Source organism: Pseudomonas sp. URMO17WK12:I12 (genome assembly GCF_000514395.1).
In the GTDB taxonomy this organism is placed as follows: Bacteria; Pseudomonadota; Gammaproteobacteria; order Pseudomonadales; family Pseudomonadaceae; genus Aquipseudomonas; species Aquipseudomonas mucoides.
The window spans coordinates 1-17619 of record NZ_AZVV01000025.1; the positions used below are offsets into that span (position 1 = coordinate 1).

At 55.0% G+C, this 17619-nt stretch carries 16 protein-coding genes and 2 pseudogenes; 5 read left to right on the forward strand and 13 right to left on the reverse strand.

Annotated elements, in window-relative coordinates; all coding sequences use genetic code 11:
• Positions 1 to 323, forward strand: a pseudogene (locus D882_RS1000000132950) (MFS transporter); the annotation flags it as partial.
• A 2-nt stretch (positions 324 to 325) separates the two neighbouring features.
• On the opposite strand, the gene D882_RS0126695 reads toward D882_RS1000000132950, so the two are convergent.
• From D882_RS0126695 to D882_RS0126705, 3 genes are all read right to left on the reverse strand, one after another.
• On the reverse strand, positions 326 to 1213 hold the full coding sequence (locus D882_RS0126695; RefSeq protein WP_027926072.1) for a LysR family transcriptional regulator: 888 nt from the start codon (positions 1211 to 1213) through the stop codon (positions 326 to 328).
• A 206-nt stretch (positions 1214 to 1419) separates the two neighbouring features.
• Positions 1420 to 2526, reverse strand: coding sequence for an alkene reductase (locus D882_RS0126700; RefSeq protein WP_027926073.1), 1107 nt, complete (start codon positions 2524 to 2526; stop codon positions 1420 to 1422).
• Between the two features lie 214 nt (positions 2527 to 2740).
• Positions 2741 to 3181, reverse strand: a complete 441-nt coding sequence (locus D882_RS0126705) for a hotdog fold domain-containing protein (RefSeq protein ID WP_027926074.1) — start codon at positions 3179 to 3181, stop codon at positions 2741 to 2743.
• 163 nt (positions 3182 to 3344) lie between these two features.
• Here D882_RS0126705 and D882_RS0126710 point away from each other — a divergent pair, with 163 nt between their 5' ends.
• From D882_RS0126710 to D882_RS0126725, 4 genes are all read left to right on the forward strand, one after another.
• Positions 3345 to 3980, forward strand: a complete 636-nt coding sequence (locus tag D882_RS0126710; RefSeq protein WP_027926075.1) for a TetR/AcrR family transcriptional regulator — start codon at positions 3345 to 3347, stop codon at positions 3978 to 3980.
• Between the two features lie 25 nt (positions 3981 to 4005).
• Positions 4006 to 4716: a GNAT family N-acetyltransferase gene (locus D882_RS0126715; protein WP_027926076.1), complete on the forward strand. Its 711-nt coding sequence runs from the start codon at positions 4006 to 4008 to the stop codon at positions 4714 to 4716.
• Positions 4717 to 5034: 318 nt separating this feature from the next.
• The gene (gene mqo / locus D882_RS0126720; RefSeq protein ID WP_027926077.1) at positions 5035 to 6681 is read left to right on the forward strand and encodes a malate dehydrogenase (quinone); all 1647 of its coding nucleotides are present in this window, start codon (positions 5035 to 5037) and stop codon (positions 6679 to 6681) included.
• Positions 6682 to 7031: 350 nt separating this feature from the next.
• Positions 7032 to 7403, forward strand: a complete 372-nt coding sequence (locus D882_RS0126725) for a DUF6632 domain-containing protein (protein ID WP_027926078.1) — start codon at positions 7032 to 7034, stop codon at positions 7401 to 7403.
• Between the two features lie 123 nt (positions 7404 to 7526).
• Here the strand turns inward: D882_RS0126725 and D882_RS0126730 are convergent, their stop codons facing one another.
• The 10 genes and pseudogenes from D882_RS0126730 to tssI form a co-directional block, all read right to left on the reverse strand.
• Positions 7527 to 7826: a hypothetical protein gene (locus tag D882_RS0126730; protein WP_027926079.1), complete on the reverse strand. Its 300-nt coding sequence runs from the start codon at positions 7824 to 7826 to the stop codon at positions 7527 to 7529.
• 157 nt (positions 7827 to 7983) lie between these two features.
• Positions 7984 to 8391: a hypothetical protein gene (locus D882_RS1000000132775; protein ID WP_155953754.1), complete on the reverse strand. Its 408-nt coding sequence runs from the start codon at positions 8389 to 8391 to the stop codon at positions 7984 to 7986.
• 267 nt (positions 8392 to 8658) lie between these two features.
• Entirely contained in the window at positions 8659 to 9288 is a 630-nt protein-coding gene (locus tag D882_RS0126735; RefSeq protein WP_027926080.1) for a LysE family translocator, read from the reverse strand.
• A gap of 244 nt (positions 9289 to 9532) precedes the next feature.
• Complete coding sequence (locus D882_RS0126740; protein WP_027926081.1) at positions 9533 to 10015, reverse strand: hypothetical protein; 483 nt, start codon at positions 10013 to 10015, stop codon at positions 9533 to 9535.
• A 106-nt stretch (positions 10016 to 10121) separates the two neighbouring features.
• A pseudogene (locus tag D882_RS1000000132385) lies at positions 10122 to 10319 on the reverse strand (IS4 family transposase); the annotation flags it as partial.
• Positions 10297 to 10863, reverse strand: coding sequence for a DJ-1/PfpI family protein (locus D882_RS0126745; protein ID WP_027926082.1), 567 nt, complete (start codon positions 10861 to 10863; stop codon positions 10297 to 10299). The pseudogene D882_RS1000000132385 and the gene D882_RS0126745, both read right to left, overlap by 23 nt.
• A 125-nt stretch (positions 10864 to 10988) precedes the next feature.
• Complete coding sequence (locus D882_RS0126750) at positions 10989 to 12146, reverse strand: DUF6708 domain-containing protein (protein ID WP_371258964.1); 1158 nt, start codon at positions 12144 to 12146, stop codon at positions 10989 to 10991.
• A complete protein-coding gene (locus D882_RS0126755) occupies positions 12116 to 15436 on the reverse strand; it encodes a toxin VasX (RefSeq protein ID WP_027926084.1) in 3321 nt (1106 codons plus the stop codon). The genes D882_RS0126750 and D882_RS0126755 overlap by 31 nt, the downstream gene beginning before the upstream one ends.
• Positions 15433 to 16332 carry a DUF4123 domain-containing protein gene (locus D882_RS0126760; protein ID WP_027926085.1) on the reverse strand — a complete coding sequence of 300 codons (900 nt, stop codon included), beginning with the start codon at positions 16330 to 16332 and terminating at the stop codon, positions 15433 to 15435. The genes D882_RS0126755 and D882_RS0126760 overlap by 4 nt, the downstream gene beginning before the upstream one ends.
• Positions 16325 to 17619, reverse strand: a 1295-nt coding sequence (gene tssI, locus D882_RS01000000131465) for a type VI secretion system tip protein TssI/VgrG (protein WP_032833690.1), incomplete at its 5' end; no start/stop codon positions are given. The genes D882_RS0126760 and tssI, both read right to left, overlap by 8 nt.

A 17619-nucleotide genomic window follows, 5' to 3' on the forward strand; every position in this document is an offset into this window, starting at 1 on the left:
AATTGGCATTGCCCGGGTTGCAGGATTGGGGCGTGACGTTGGCGGTGTTGGTGTGGGGTGTTGCCTACGGCGCAATTCCTCTGGGCGTGAGCAGTTGGATGCAACTGACGTCGCCGCAATTGCCGGAAGCCAGTTCCGCGATGTTGGTGACCACGTTTCAGGTGGCGATTGCTTCGGGTTCGCTGTTTGGCGGCTTGATGGTTGATCACGCCGGCGTGTCTTCAGCGTTGTGGCTGGGCGCCGCCATCGGTGTGCTCGGTTTGGCGGTGATGCTCAGTTTCGGTCTCGGCAAAGCGCCGATTGCCGAGGCGCTGCAACGCTGATTTCAGGCTTTGAGAATGTTGTCCTTGAAGTAGTCGATCAACACTCGCAACCTCGGTGCCGTCTGCTTCGACGCAGGCCAGAGCATCCACAGGTTGCCGGTGTGGTCGGTGTAGTCCTCCAGCACCACCTTCAGCCTGCCGTCGGCCAACGGCTGACGGATTGAAAAATCCGGCAGGCAGGCAATCCCCACCCCATCAATCGCCAGGTACGTCAGCGGGTCCATCGTGGTGCAGGTCAATGCCCGCGCCAGGTTCGGCTCGATGTGCGTATCGCCGACGCGCAGTGGCCAACGCTCGATCATCCCGGTAGCCGGAAATTTGTGCAGCAGGCACACGTGGCGGATCAAATCGTCCGGGTGCACCGGGTCGCCATGGCGCTCCAGATACGCTGGCGACGCCACCAACTGCAATTGATAACCCCCCAACTTGCGCGCCATCAGCCGCGAATCCTGCGGCGCGCCCGTGCGGATCACCGCGTCGAACCCTTCCTCGATCACGTCCACCATGCGGTCGGACATGTCCACGTCCAGCTCGATGTCCGGGTAGGCACGCATGAACCCGGCCAGCACCGGCATGATCAACACGTTCTGGATCGGCACGCTGATGCGCACCTTGCCGCGCGGGGTGGCGGACAACTCCAGCAACTCCATTTCCGCCGCTTCCACTTCACTGAGGATGCGTTTGCAACGGTCCAGAAACAGTTCGCCTTCGGTGGTCAGGGTGACGCTGCGGGTGCTGCGATGAAACAGCCGCACGCCCAGGCGCTCCTCCATGCGCGCCACGCTTTTGCCGACGGCGGAGGAGGAAATCTCCAGCAGGCGACCGGCTTCGGTAAAGCTGCGGGTTTCGGCCACATGAATGAAGGCCGTGATGCCGCTGAGGCTGTCCATCATTTGAGGTGTGCTCGGTGCTGGGAGAGGGTCAAGGCAGAGTAGAGGCGGGCGGCGGAATTGGGAAGGGAAGTCTCGGGAACGGAGGTGCGGCTAATCGCGAGCAGGCTCACTCCTGCATTTGATCTACGGTGAACACTCATTTTGTGTCCGACGGAGATCAAATGTGGGAGCGAGCAATGGCGGTCTTACATTCAGCGCAAAGTTCAGGCGCTTTGTTGGTAGAACGGGTAGTCAGTAAACCCAACCTCAGTACCACCGTAGAACGTGTCGCGGTCGTAAGCATTCAACGGCCGATCATGGCGAATACGTTCCGGCAAGTCCGGGTTGGCGATGAAGTCGCGACCGAATGCCACGAGGTCGGCATCACCCGCTTGCAGAATCTGCTCGGCCGATGCGGCGGTGAAGCCACCGGCGGCGATGATCAGGCCGTCGTAGTGCTTGCGAATCAACTGTGAAGCCACCGGGTTCTGGTCCTTGCTCTCATCGATCGAGTTACCCAACACCCGTGGTTCGATCAGGTGCAGGTAGGCCAGTTTCAGCGTGGCCAATTGTTCGGCGACGTAGACGAACAGCGCTTCAGGATCGCTGTCTTTCATGTCGCCGAAGTTGCCGCTTGGGCCCAGGCGGACCGCAACGCGCTCGCTGCCCCACACCGAAATCACGGCACGGGTGATGTCCATCAGGAAACGCGAGCGCTTGGCGATGGTGCCGCCGTAGGCGTCAGTGCGACGGTTGCTGCCGTCCTGCAGGAACTGGTCAATCAGGTAGCCGTTGGCGCCATGGACTTCCACGCCGTCAAAACCGGCTTCCAGCCCGCGTTGTGCAGCGCTGCGGAAATCTTCGACCAGTGCCACCACTTCCGCTTCAGTCAGTGCGCGGTGGGGTGTGCTGGCAACCCAGCCGCTGGCGGTGTAGGCGACGCCATCGTATTCGACGGCCGACGGGGCGACCGGTTGCGCGCCATCAGGCTGCATGTCGCTGTGGGACTGGCGACCGGCATGGAACAGTTGCAGGAAGATCTTGCCGCCCTTGGCGTGAACCGCTTCGGTGATGACTTTCCAGCCAGGGATCTGTGCGTCGTTATACAGGCCGGGCGAACCGAGGTAGCCGTTGCCGGTAGTCGAGACCACGGTGGCTTCGGAAATGATCAAGCCGCCGTCAGTGGCCCGTTGCGAGTAGTACTCGGCCATCAAGGCGCCGGGCAGGTCGCCGGGCTCGGAACGCATGCGGGTCAATGGCGCCATGACGACGCGGTGGGTGAGGCTGTGTTGACCGATGTTGATCGGGGAAAGCAGGGTTGGGTGATTCATGGTGACCTCCAGTAAGTGTCTGGGCGCCACCTTAGGGCAGTGGTGAAAGCAGAAAAACAGGCCAACGATCCGCACTCTCTGGACGAATCGGTCCGTAATCGACAGGCGCCCGGTCCGCAATGAGCAGACCGGGCGCCCTCGATAACGCTTTAGTGCGCGGCTATCGGTGCGGTGACCGACTTGCCGAACGCTGAGGTGACCGTGATGGTCGGGCTCAGGCCAGTTTCACATTCATCGTGATCCGCGCCGTAAACACCTTCTTGCCTTCGGCGTCATGAATATCCACCGGGACGATCTTGTCGCCTTCGGTCTGCCAGTCCACCGCTTCACCGTCGGCCACTGCCGTCACGTCGCTCTTGGCCTTGGCCAGATACTCCACAGTCATGCCTTTTGGAATCCAGCGCGCACCCGAGGGGATCGACACGTCAGTCATTGTCCCCGCGGCCAGTTCGGCGGCGTTGCACATCGCAATCGCATGCACGCTGCCCAGGTGGTTGGTGATCTCCCGCTTGAACGGCACCTGGACCGCGGCATACCCCGGGCGCAATTCCGAGATCAGCGGGTTGATGGTGCTGAAGTAGGGCGCCACCTGACAGGCCATTTTGCTGAACGCTTCCGGACCTGCGCTGTTAAACATGCTGAGAAACTGACTCATGTTGAAGCCTCACTGACAGTTGGTTTTACAGAACGATGTTCCGTAACAGAATAATGTTCTGTGACGGAACAGTATTCTGTCGCGGTGAAATCTGTCAACCTAACGGTGCTTACTCATGGGCAGTGCTCTGCCTTGTCATGGATTTACTCGGCCTGTGTCCCGCATGGAAACTCCAGATTTACTCGAACGCTGCTACCCCGGCAGAAGAGCCGAACTCAAGCGCGATATCTTCAGAAAGGCCCTGGCCCTGTTTAACGACCTGGGGGTCGAAGCCACGACCATCGAAATGATCCGCGCCGAGTGCGACACCAGCGTCGGCGCGATCTACCACCATTTCGGCAACAAGGAAGGCTTGGTGGCGGCGCTGTTTTTCACCGCGCTGGACGATCAGGCCCAGCTTCGCGACCGCTACCTGGCCGAAGCGCAGACGACCGAGGAGGGCGTGCATGCGCTGGTGCACAGCTACGTCGACTGGGTCGACAGCCAGCCTGAATGGGCGCGGTTCCAGTACCACGCACGGTTCGCCATCACCAAAGGCCCGTTCAAGGACGAGCTCGCGAGCCGCAACAAAACCCGTAATCACACACTCGGCGAATGGCTGGCAGCGCCCGGCCGGCGCGATGAATTGCGCGCGGTGCCGGGTGAACTGTTGCTGTCACTGATCATCGGCCAGGCCGACAGTTACTGCCGCGCGTGGTTGTCGGGGAGAGTGAAGGGCAGTCCCAAGGCCTACCGCGAACTGCTGGCGCAAGCCGCGTGGCGCTCAATCTGTGACAATAGCCTGGCCGATGCCCAGTAAGTCTTTTCCCGGAGTCAGAATTTCAATGCCCCAACTCACCCACTTCGCAGCCCCGTGCCCGGAGCACATCAACAGCCAGATCCTGCAACTGGTCGTCGATAACCTGACCGACATCAGCATGGTCGGCATCGGCCCGAGCAACCCGCTGTACAACGTCTACCAATACACGGTCGGCTTCGAAGTGCACCTGTACCTGGAAGCGCTCGACGGGTCCAAGGGGATTGCGGTCGAGTTGATCGTCGCCAGCGACGACGAAGACCCGACGAAGGTCATCGGCTTTTTGCTGTACCTGCCGATCAAGGACGATCCGCAGGCGTGTGGCGTGGCCTACATGGCGGTCGACGTCGGCCATCGTCGCCAAGGTGTCGCGCGCGCCATGCTGCAAGACATGATCAAGCGTTACCCGCACGCCGAATTGACCTGCGCCGTGGCCAAGGTGCCGTGGTTCGAATCGATGGGTTTTCAGGTGCTGGGCGTGCGCGCTACGCAAGTGCTGATGAACACTCGCGACCACAGCAGCGAAGGCTTGATGGGGCTGCTGGATGTGGCGTCGATCTACAGTTCTCTGGAAGTTCGGCAGATCCATCACTACTTGCTGCAGAAGCACGGCAAGCGCGCAATGATCGATGCCGAGAAGCAGCGCGACCGGCATCTGGACCAAATGACCCGCAACGCCAAGGTGTTTGTGCTGAATCGTTTGGGCCAGAACGCGGCGAACGAGCCTCGTCTGGACTAGACTCACAAGTCCTTTCGGGAGCGCACGGTCGCCGAGCCGTGATATTCTGCGCGCCAACTTGGTTTGACCTAATCAGTTTGCCCGTCTCGCAGACGCGCAAACAGGATCAATGTCGCTCAAGTAGCTGAAGCCAATAATGATAAAAAGTCAGTTCAGTAGGGACATATAACTGAGGTCGATGGAGACACATCGGCCTTGTGTGCCCACCCTCCAATCCTCATGCATGAACACCCACGACATCCTGCCTGTATGCCGTGAACCAGGGGTTTTTGATGTGAAGATGGAAGGGCGGATGGCGTTTTATCATAGGTGCTACAGATGTTTAAAAAAATGAACACGGCCCTGCTGGGGCTGGCTTTGTCGATGGGGATCACGTCCGTTCAAGCGGAAGAGGCAAAGAAAGTCGATGTGCTGCTGATTGGCGGCGGCATCATGAGCGCAACGTTGGGTGTGTGGCTCAATGAGCTGGAACCCGGCACCTCGATGGAAATGATCGAGCGTCTCGACGGCGTTGCCCTCGAAAGCTCCAACGGCTGGAACAACGCCGGTACCGGTCACTCCGCCCTGGCCGAGTTGAACTACACCCCGGAAGACGACAAAGGCAACGTACAGATCCCGAAAGCCGTTGAAATCAACGAAGCGTTCCAGATCTCCCGTCAGTTCTGGTCCTGGCAAGTTCAGCAAGGCGTGCTGAAAAATCCGCATTCGTTCATCAACTCCACGCCGCACATGAGCTTTGTGTGGGGCGATGACAACATCAAATTCCTGAAGAAGCGCTACGAAGCCCTGCAAGCGAGCCCGCTGTTCGCCGGCATGCAGTACTCCGAAGACCCGGCTGTGATCAAGAAGTGGGTTCCGCTGATGATGGAAGGGCGCGACCCGAACCAGAAAATCGCGGCCACCTGGACCCCGATCGGCACCGACGTGAACTTTGGCGAGATCACCCGCCAGTTCGTCGCGCACCTGCAAACCACGCCAAAGTTCGACTTGAAGTTGTCTAGCGAAGTGCAAGACATCACCAAGAACGAAGACGGCACCTGGCGCGTCAGCTACAAAAACCTGAAAGACGGCACCAAATCCGAAACCGACGCCAAGTTCGTGTTCATCGGCGCTGGTGGCGGTGCACTGCACCTGCTGCAGAAGTCCGGCATTCCTGAAGCCCAGGAATACGCAGGCTTCCCGGTCGGCGGCTCGTTCCTCGTGACCGAAAACCCGACCATCGCCGAACAACACCTGGCCAAGGCCTACGGCAAAGCCTCCGTCGGCGCACCGCCAATGTCGGTGCCGCACCTGGACACCCGTGTCCTGGACGGCAAGCGCGTCATCCTGTTTGGCCCATTCGCGACCTTCAGCACCAAGTTCCTGAAAGAAGGCTCGTACCTGGACCTGCTGACCACCACGACCACGCACAACGTGTGGCCAATGACCAAGGTCGGCATCAAGGAATACCCACTGGTTGAGTACCTTGCAGGCCAACTGATGCTGTCTGACGAAGACCGCATGAACGCCCTGAAAGAATACTTCCCGAACGCCAAAGCCGAAGACTGGCGCCTGTGGCAAGCCGGCCAGCGCGTGCAAATCATCAAGCGTGATGAAACCGCTGGTGGCGTGCTGAAGCTGGGTACCGAAATTGTGTCCTCTGCCGACGGCTCGATTGCCGGTCTGCTGGGCGCATCGCCGGGTGCATCGACGGCTGCGCCGATCATGCTGACCGTGCTGCAGAAAGTGTTCAAAGACAAAGTGGCTTCGCCGGCCTGGCAGGAGAAGCTGCACCAGATCGTGCCGAGCTATGGCACTCAGTTGAACGGCAGTCCTGAGAAGGTTGCGCAGGAGTGGGCTTACACTTCCAAGGTGTTGGAACTGACTCCGCCACCGGTGATCCCGCAGTTGGCGGCTCCGGTTGCTGCTCCTGGTGACGCGCCAAAAGCTCCGAAGGCTAATGCTGCTAGTGATATGGCTTTGTAAGTAGAGGCCTTGTCAAAAGCCCACTGAACCGGAGACGGTCAGTGGGCTTTTTTGTGGAGGGTGGTTTTGTGTAAGGGATAGATTCAGATTGTTTGACGGAGCGGCTTTCAGCCAGAAGCAGCCGGTGGACGGAGCGATAGCAAACGAGTAGCTATGCTTGCTCAACTGCCGGAACTGATTGAGCTTTCCGTCCATGGGGTATAAACCCCTTCAGCAGACACCCGACTGTCACAATGCCCGGCCTAGTCGAGGCTAGACGACAGAAAAAGGAATGTTATCCACCAAGCCTGTGAAGGTGTTATCACGCCACTTGGGGGCAATTTAGCGTTAGGCCCAAAGAGGAGTTCGTCATGACCGTAGTCGATAGCCTCAGGTATTTGCGCGTCGTTCTAGTTTTGGCGGGCCTCGCGTGCCTTGCTCTCTACCCACTTATGTTGTTCTGGCCGTCCGGCTGGGCCTGGCACGTCGGTCACTCGGACTACCCGATGATGATCGTTGGCATCTACGCCACACTTGGCGTGTTCCTGATCCTGGCCGCACGTGATCCATTAGCCAATCTGAGCCTAATCTGGTTCACCGTGTGGTCTAGCGCCGTACACGGAGGAATCATGGCCGTCCAGGCGTTCACCCAGCCGGAGCAAATGGGGCACTTGGCAGGTGACGTGCCGGCGCTCTTCATCGTGGCGGCTGCGTTGGCTATCTTGACGCCCCGCTCACAATAAAGGGATGAAGAGGGCGGTCGTGCGATAACACTGAACGGCTAGTGGTCTTGTTTGTTACGACGCTGCGTAAGAGGTTGAAAGTTGGCTGTAAGCGGCACTCTGTTCTTTCCCTGCTGGAGGTGCTTATTTTTCACAGTCGGCCAGCGGCAATATTTGTGTTACCCCGTTAATTTCTGCCACGCAAACATGTTCAGGTTCGATGTCCTGAAGTGACTTCTCCTTTTTGACTTTTTCCTGTTCAAGCAACGCAAGCGCTTCAGCGGGGTCTGGTAGACACTCCTCAACCGTAGTCTTGGTGCCTGCTTTCTCCACGGTGGTAACACGGCTGTACTTGCACTTGAGCTTTGCATTTTGCTCCTCGCTTGCATTACAGCCCGCGACAACAGCGCAAATAATAACCAGCATCAATTTCAAATTTTTCACGAATATTCCCTTGCCGATGAATATTTGATTTCACCTAATGCTCAATTGGCTCCCGGCAGGCATGGCTCATGACTGCGGAAAGTTTGAACCGGTATCTACCATAGCTTCAAAATCGGAAGGCTGTTGGTGTTGGCCGTTTGCTGCCTGTCACTAGTCCTTAAAATAACCTGGTTATTTCATTCAAGATCCGATCCTGCGTTTCAACACTGGGTCTATGACGATAAGCCACTGCTAAAAATGCAACGCCTTCGTAGTCGCAGCGGATCGAAAAAGTCATCCCTTGACGAAACCCAAAAACGGACCTGTCTCCGGCATCAACAAAATATCTCGCTTTTGTAAGCGCTGATTGAGCGTGCTTCAGGCATTCAGCTTGACTAAGCGAGTGTTGTATCCAGCTGGTAGTGACACGTACAGAAGACGTCTCGCTATCATCGATCGGTGGTCGAGCAATGGCTTTGGCAGGTGTATTGATATTGTCGTTACTGGAACAAGCGGTCAGCCCCATTGAGATAACAGTCAGCAAAAAGCCAAAACGAAGTCTCGAATGTTTAAGTGAGTGTCGCATCGCGGGGCGTTCCTCTGACGATGTGCAATGAATAAAAAATGCCTTGTGATGCCATGCTGCTCGTCTCTGGCGTAGAAACAGACGTTGTTAGCATAGCAGTGGAAAAGTGGCTTTCTGGCAGCCGATCTGCAAGGTCAGCTATTGGCCGGTTTTTGCCTGTCGCGAAGGGCAGCAACCGGCCCAAAGCGGATGTCACGTCTAGGTCACGGTATTCGACGGTGCGGATCGGCAAGGAAGGTATTTGCTAAATCGGTGCGCCTCGACCCTTTAAAGCGGCCGGTTAAGCACAAGTAAACGTGCCGCCAGAGCTGTCATTACCGCAGCGAAACCATAAGCACCAAGGCGTTTAGATATTATTCCTTTGCTGAGGCGCCCATGCAGCCGTCCAGCGCAGAACCCGAGTAGGGAATGGAAGATCAATGCGATCAGCGCAAGCAATAAACCCAAGAACATCAATTGCGAGGTGACGCTGCTGGCACCTACGGTGACGAACTGCGGCAGGAATACCATGAAGAACAACAGCGCCTTGGGGTTTAACAGGCTGTTAAGCGTGGCGCGGGCCACGATCTTCCGAAGCGAAGTTTGTGTAGCTAGAACATCAGTGTCCGTAGGAGGAATCTTCAATGCCTGCCAGGCCAGCCACATCAGATAACAAGCGCCCGCCCACCGTAGCAAATCAAACGCCGGCGCCCAACTCATCACCAGCGCACCGAGACCTGCACTAACCATGACGCTCATCAGCACATCGGCCAGGGTTATTCCCAGTGCTGCGGCGAGGCCGGCGCGCCATCCGTGGGCAACTGCATGGCTACTGACGATAGCCATGTTAGGGCCAGGCACGATCAGCAACATCAAGGCGGCAGCAATGAACAGGTAGAGGTTAGTGGTGTCCGGCATAGAGCAATACCTCCTTGGGTGAGGAGTGATGCTAACCGGTAGTAGTTAGGCAGAAGCAGGTACAGTGGGGATGGATTTGGCCGCAACAGTATGGTGTAGAGAGGCCCAATCCGTTCGAAGCATGGTGAACCAGGTGATCGCATTCTTTGGTCGCAAGGAGGAGATCGGCAAGTGACCACAGTATTGGCGCAATTGCTAAACGCCAACGTTGAATCGCAATTGTGCAGTGTCTGGTTGGCTAGCGTCACCGATGAGTGAAATGCTGCTGTATGAAGTCGTGATCTACTTCGACCAGTCGAGGGTATCTGCTTTCGTCAAGCGTTTCGCGAAGTCGCCTAGAGTAGCTTGCCTGGTCAAATGCAGCTTGGCAGCTGGCGTTGTCAAAGAATGACCTGAGATGGACGAGTGCCTGATCAAATGCGGGGCTTTCAATTCGCAGAAACAGACCTGTCAAATCTTGTTGGTCCGTGAGCTCTCGATACAAGTCGATTGCGAAAATACTGCCTCCGTTATTTTGAGCATGATACACATGCACGTCGCCGTAGCCGTTGTAAAGGTGGGCGAAATACAACTCGTGGAGTTCGAGAATGTTGACGGGGATTTCAAGGGTGGTAAAAACCGCCTGCAGGTCGGCGCTGGGAGTCTTCTGGTCACCTTCCCAGGTTACTAAATCTGACATCGATACGCAGATGTCGAACTCTTTGGCATAGATTTTTTTTTTGGACATTCTCATTTCATCGCTGAGTGTTGGAATTTTTAAGGTTTCGGGACGGTGTAGGCGCTTTCATACTCACCCCACAGTGCTCCGGCTATGCCGCAGTATTGTGGGGTTGCTCTCTCAGGCCAGTTGAATCAAGGGGGCGCAACAATGCGCCGTCTACCGCGAACACTTGCAATCCGTTGCGCTCGCAATCCCATTGATGACCTGTCTGGCGGAACAAGGATTCGACCGGGTCGGCCTGGTGACGCTGACGTGATCGACGTCCAATCAGCGCCGGGACGACGCGATCACGCATGTTCCGCTGCCAACATTGACCTGAATTGGGAAATGCTCTCTGAAGATAGCCCGGCACTTTCAAACACTGCGCAGGTGAAGCTAACGGGGGCGGTGCCTGGAGCAGTAATGATGCGATCCGCCATCACCGCTATTAAGCTGCTTCGGTAAAGCGTGCAGCCTTGATAACTGACCGCATTCTGTAAGAAGTCAGCGCTGTTCGAGGTATGAGGAACCGTATCTAGAAGCCCGGCCCTCGCAAGTGCCAGCGTTCCTCCACAGATACCGGCAAGGGTTGCTCCACTTGAACGGCTGGCATGAAGAAAGTCTCGAATATCCGGCGCTTCTGCACTTTCCCAGACCATTCCTCCAATAACGACGACAACGTCCGGTTTCCAGTCCAGACATTGATGCAAGCTGCTGTCGACCGTCACAGCCAATCCACCTTGTGAACGAAACTCCCCCGTAGCAGGAGCGAAAAACCTAACGTCGATCCCGTAAAAAGGGGAGGCCGTACCCGCAATGAAAGCGTATTCCCAGTCCGCAAAACCGGGTGTCAGTATCAAACCCACGCGTGCCATCAGTCAGAATCCTCCATGAATACCCGTAACATATGACGAGAACAAACAGCCATCAAGGGCTGCTTCGGGTCGAACAACTTGATTTGAGAATCATCGGACCACCTGATTCTTGGGCTTGACAGCGTTCAGCTATTTGCTGAATTTTCTGCTTTGGTTTCATTTAGGTTGGCATTGAAGTACGTCATAAAATCCCTGCCTTGAACAAAGGCTTTTTCGATCTTCGCGCTTTGCTCCTTTAGCTCTGTGCTTGGTTTGGCCCACTGCTCTATCGGTAGTTCTTTCGACCATTCAGCAATGGAGCTAGGTAGAGACTTCATACTGTAGCGGTGATCCCGTTCAGCCACCCAGTAGGGAAAACGCCACCAAGTGATAAGGTGCGTCAGATACCACCAACCTATACCTAGGGCGGAGCGTTCGTTGTGACGGTATTCCTCTTGCATTTCCTCTCGTTCTTTATCGAAGGTATGAAGCCCTTCGTATGAAGCCTTGCCGGGACAAAACTCCGGACCTTTTTCCATATAAAGACGGATAGCTTCCCATTTTCCTAACCCATGAGCAGGTGTCATAATTTCTTGAGTCAGAAAATGCACTTTGTCACTTTTTGGATCGTCGATAGCAATTCCTAAGGTATAGCTGCTGATGACTCCAGCCCCTGTGAATCCAGTACTGACCGAAACCCAAGCAACTGTTTCTTCCCAAGGCTGTATTACAGGCTCATCGGAACCGTCAGGGAAGTAACAGACCTCTCTGCGTTGGCGGTTAAAGCGTATTGGACGGGTACGAGCTTTGGTTCGTGTTGTGTTGATAACTGCGTATAGGCCAATAAGTGCCGCCCCACCCCCAGCCCAAACTGCAAGGGAAAGTCCGAACTCAAAAAAGTCACTAAAGTAAAACCAAAAACTTCTTCCAAATGGATTAATGAATGCGGTAAAACCCATCAAAGTAGGAAGTATAATAGCGCATACAATGATCACTACCATAGGTAGCGAGACAGCCACTCGGGTCTGAAAAGATTTGCTTTGGTTACTACTGCCCATGTCTAAATAGACGTCGTTGACATCAAGAAAGCTTCCACCGAGATCCATTGGAATCTGACCGGTAGGAACTGGTCGGGGTGACAAAAACAACGCTTCGCCAGTAGCAAAACGACGTGTTTCACCTGCCGTGGGACGGTGGTGTTTTAGGTCTAATTCGTCTTGCTGTGTGGGTTTAGAGGACATACGATCAACCAAAAAATAGGCGAGCAGGATGGCTATAGAGCATCGCTGGTCACCAATAGCCAAGGGGCATCGTTGGTGCGAGCCCTTAATACGGACACCTCAGAAAGCAATTTGCCATTCTGCACGTTTAGGGTCGTGGTTTCGAAGCGTTTTTCTCGGAAAGCTACATCCCCCGCAACGGGGTGATACCTCAAGATGATAGCCAAACCATGTTGTGCATTGGATTCATGTTGGAAAATTTCTAAGCCGAGTTTGAGAGGCGCGTCCGGCTTGCTAAGTAGATTAAGTTGGTACAACAGAGGTTCGCTCCAGGCTTCCCAATCATTTCTCTGATAGTTTTGAAGCCAGTAAGCGCTGAGGCCGAAATTGACGTCGTTTAGTTCCTGTGCAGTTATTCCTGGAAAGTGCAGGATAGCCATCGACTTGCTGTTTACTTGTTCTAACGCTACCTGCGGAGAGGATGTAATGTCGGATAATATTAGACGTTCCTCCGCCAAATTCCGATTTTCGTTCTGTTTCCCCCAGGGGCCTTTCAGCAGCCATTTATCAAGTTCAGTTTTATTATTTCGGTTGTATAGCCATTCTCCACCTAGCTGGAGACCTGTAAGAACCAGCCCGATCAAGTTGGCACGTGCGGCGACGCTTAGTAGTTTTCCACCTGTCGTAACCCAAGCAAGAGCGCGGGCCTGGCTAACACTAGACATAGCTTCATACGTGTATTGAATTGTTCGAGCAGTAGCCCAACTATTGACAGCTAATTGGCCGGAGTCTCCGGCCAGAGTCATGCTTGCGCCCGCTAATTTAGCGCCGTTGCCTGATCGTAACGCTTCGGTCCATCGGGCGGCTGAACCCTTTTCACCATATAAGCTGGTTCCAGCGGCAATAGCGCTAAATAGGTAGGCGAAAGGACCCAGAGCTCCGGTAATTCGCCCTAATTTTGCGGCCAGTTTGATTTTTCCAGCGGCACTTGCATAATTTTCAATAGCGACGGAAAGCCCCGTAATGACAATGCCTTGCGCAGCTGCGAGAGTCCCGCCAATCATTGAGAAAAGCGCATTTGCAACAGACAACTTGTCGGAAAGTTCTGAGTCCTTTTTGTTGGCGAACTCGCTATAGACAGTTACAAAGTTGATTACCTGTAAAACCGCTGCTGCCGAAGCAAACAAATCGCCTCCCGCAGATGAGAAAACGGCACTTTTGATCCCTTTAAATGGACGCTTAAGCCGATAGTCGTCGGCCATTTTCTCAAACTCAATCACTTGGGCACTGTTAAGTCCCTTGATCTTAAAAGCGGATTTTCCTGGACCGTCTCCGACAGGACTCATGGCCTGAGCAACTCTCCCTTCTAGAGGCGCGACAGATTGTTGAATGGCTTTACGGCGAGCCACCAAATTTTTGTAGCCTCCTTTGGGTGCGGAGCCTTTACGTTCGTTGGCAAGGGTTTGTCTAATCTGATTTTTGAGTGATGTCATTTGCTTGCGAAGGTCCGTCAGCTTGGTGATGTCTGCCTTGAACGCATCGATTTGGCTGGTCGAAGAAAACTCCAGCGTGATTCCTCCTTTACCAAAGGCCCGCAAAACATTTATCCACGCCGATCCTGGGATCCCCCGCAATACTTTTGCCGGGTCTAACGATTGACCACTACGCAAGGCCTGCATCGCATCATCTAGTGCTCCTGCGAGACGTAATTGTTTCGCCGGCTCGTATGCCGTGTCACGTAACTGACCGAGAACAATTCCGTTCTCCTTAAGCTGCATGGCGGCTGCCAAATTTTGAGTGAGTAGATTTCCAAATTTCCCGCTGAGTTCTTGTGCACCTACGTAATCCTTCTTGAGCATAATAGTGTCGCGCAAGGACTTATAGAATGACGTAACTTTGGCATGCATATCTTTTTGATCAGCCAAACTCAAAGTGAAAAAAGTTGGTATGGAAAATCCTGGCTGTTTCTCGAGCAGGTCGGCGAGTTGCTCAGTCGCTTTATCGGTTCGACAAATATCCCTCATGCATGCATATTCAGTAGCAAGAGTCGTATTTAGTTGTTCGTCAAGTTTCGGATCAAAATACCAAGCTGATCGATGGAATCGTTCCTCGCTTACTAAACTAGCCCGATCCTTGCTTATCAAATCCAGACGCTGGTTCCAGCGACTGAGTTGGGCTTGTTGTTGTTTGATGAACGCTTCCATAGCCGGGCGATCAATTAAATCATTGATGCCCTGTTGTCCCATTTTTGCACCATTGAGTGCGTCATCCGCATTGTCTTCAATAGTATCGATCAGTTTTTCGTACTTTGAGTAGAGCGACATAAGGCTTGATTGCATTCGCGACTTTGCCGCTGCAATGGCCCCGCGATGCGTCCCTACACCAGAATACTGAGTTTTATTTTTTACATTGACGTAGTCGACGATGGTTTGCCTCTGGTCCTCAGTGGTCTCATCCTTGAGTTGGGCAAAACGTGGGTCACCTTGGGCTGCATTAAGAATGTTATCGCCGGTAACCGTGTACAACGATTCGATGTAACAACCCAATACATACCTTTTCTGATTAGCCTCAGCATCACTCCAATCACTAATCCAACCGGTGACTAAATCCTGATGCTCAGCTAGATCACGAAGCACGCCTAAGTCATCCTGAACGACCAGATACAGATGGTCGCGTTCATTTTCTGCCTTTACCTGCTTTTTCAGTATGCCTAACTGAGCTTTTTTGAAGTGCGAAGCCTGCTCCCATAGGTAGTCCTGGCTTTCTTCATGCTTGGCGCCTGTGACAGCCGGATCTTTACTCGGTTGCTCGGCAATTTCCGCAATCCATTTTTCCGCTTGGCTCGGAGTCAGTAGATTAGCAGCACCTTTCTCGGGGTCAGCCTTGGTCAGGTCGACAGGCTGCATGAAGTATTCGCGCTCAGATTTATGTTTGATGACCTGTGCGCATTTTGCAGCGGTCCATTGCACTTCTGAGTAGTTGACGTAGAGGTTGCTCAGACGCGGGAAGACCAAGACGGCTTCGCCTACATTGCTCTCGCGTTTGTTGGCGGTAATCTCGCCTTTTTCCCACAGCAGTTGGGTCACGATGCCATTCTGGACGCGGTATTCGTGCATTACGGCTTGAGGTTTCTTATCGACGATTACGTAGAGCCAGCCATCACGGATAAGGCGAATGCCTAGTGGGCGTGAGATGGTTTTGTACGGCATCGTTAGTGTGCTGGACGGGTCGAGTCGTTCGACCAAACCGTAGCGCAGGGGGATGAGCTGAATTTTGGCCTTCATCAGGGCGCAGCCACCCGTGGCGCACTTGCCGTCGTCTCGGCTTTTCGCGACGTTGTTCGGGCTTTTGTTGGCCGATGTTGGCGTGGTCATCCTTGGCTCCTGTTGAGGGTTTCAGCCCGTTCCTGGGCTATATCAGCGACCCGTTCGAGTCGCTGAGCGGGCGTTTGTTCCGAAGGGGTTTTGAGTATTGCATCCAGGTCTGGATGTTCTTCCAGCGCTCTCTCACCGAGGAACCCGTGAATATTGGCGTAGAGGGTTATGTCGAGTTCGGTGTTGAAGCCTCGATCATATGAAGTCGAAGCCAATGTATGCAGGTGTTCCCAGCGTTGCAGAGGCTTTGCTTGCGCCTGGTAGAACGGGAAGTATTCGTGCATGTGTTCGTCGAGTCGAAGGACGATGCTGCGAAAATTCACCTCATCCAGTTGGCTGAGTTGTTCGTCGCTCAAGCGGTAGAGTTTTTTGTCGTTCGGCTCGGGGGCCTTGCCTGGTCGTTGGTTTACATGCCAACAGCCCAGCGCCGCATCGGCGGTGACGATCTGTGTGCAAGGGCCGAACAGGGTCGGGTCCTTGATGGTATCCGCGTGAGCGAGCAACGCATGGGTCACGGCAGGGTCGGCTATGCGCAATAGAACTTCTTCACCTTGCGGGTGCATTACGCTGGTGAGCCAACGGAAGTGCGCAAGCATCTCGTCCCATGGCTGATCGCTGAACACAAGATGACCCCATTCTTGATGGGAGGCGTTCAGAAACTGCAGCAGGATCGGATCGTTCTGCGTTTTTATCTGGATGAGGCACGGAGAAATATCACCCAGTTCCCCCCAACGTGTACCGAGGTAGAGGGGTTCGAACACCGGGTTATCTGACCATTGATACAGATGTTGTGGAAGTTTCTCGACGCTGACACCATCCAGCAACAAGCCGACTGTGTCATTCCATGAAAGGCCTTGTGGTAACCCGTTCTCCAGTGGCCAGTTGGATTTAAGCATTTTGTGCCTCCAGTTTGGCATTCTCACAGATCACGCAGATTGGCTTCTTCTGCATCAACGCCTGCCGCTGCGCCGGCACCAACAACTGCCCAGCCTTATCCGCATCCGCCTGCTTCAACGGCCCCGGCAACAGGGGGGCTGCGCCCGTGCCATTCCCCGGGCTGCCACCGGAGTTCATGTTGATTACCGGCCCGCTCAGCGTCACACCGCTGCCGTCGATCTTGATGAAGCTACCGCCACCAATCAGGGTCAATTCACTGCCGGCTTCCAGCACCACTTTCAGGCCACTGCTCAGGTGAATCTCCTGGCCCGCGTCGATGAATTGCCCGGTACCAATCTTGATGTGCTGATTCACGCCCACGGTCAGGTGGTCGTTGGCGCGGGCTTCGACTTTGCGATCGGCATAAACCGTGTGGTGTTCTTCGGCCTTGAATTCGCTGTAGCTGTTTTGCTCGACGGTGTCGTGGCGTTCGTTGCCGACGCGGATTTTCTGGTCGTGTTCGACGTTTTCGTCCCAGTCGCGCTGGGCGTGCAGGAAGATTTGTTCCTGGCCCTTTTTGTCTTCGATGCGCAGTTCGTTGAAACCGCCGCCACCGGGGGAACTCAGGGTCTTGAAGGTGCTGCGGGTCTTGTTCGCCGGCAGTGGGTACGGGACGACGTTTTCCTTGTGGTACAGGCAGCCGCTGATCAGCGGTTGGTCGGGGTCGCCTTCGAGGAAGGTGACGAGCACTTCCATGCCGATGCGCGGGATGGCGATGCCGCCGTAGTGGGCGCCGGCCCAGGCAGAGGAGACGCGCAGCCAGCAGCTGGTCTTGTCGTCGGCCTGGCCTTCGCGGTCCCAGTGAAATTGCACTTTGACGCGGCCGTACTGGTCGCAGTGGATCTCTTCGCCTTTGGGCCCGGTGACCACGGCGCTCTGGCTGCCGAGGATCCGCGGTTTCTTTTGCGTCAGCGCGGGGCGATTGGGCACGTCCCACGGGGTGGCCTGGAAGCGGTTGCGATAACCTTGATGGAAGTCATCTTTCAGGTTGGTGGTACTGCTGGTGACCGACTCTTCCAGCACTTGCGGCTGTTTGCCTTCGTGGAGGATTTCGGTCAGCAGCCACAAGTCGTTCCATTTGGCTTTCGGGTGCTCGGTCAGGGCCAGGAAGTGGCCGCTGACCAGTATCGGTTGATCGCTTTTGCCTTCGGCGAGCTGGAAGTCGCTGCGGTGACGTTCGAGGGCGCGTTTGGCCAGGTGCTTGCCGCGTTCGCGGTCGAGGAAGCGGCCGGGATAGTCGTAGTCTT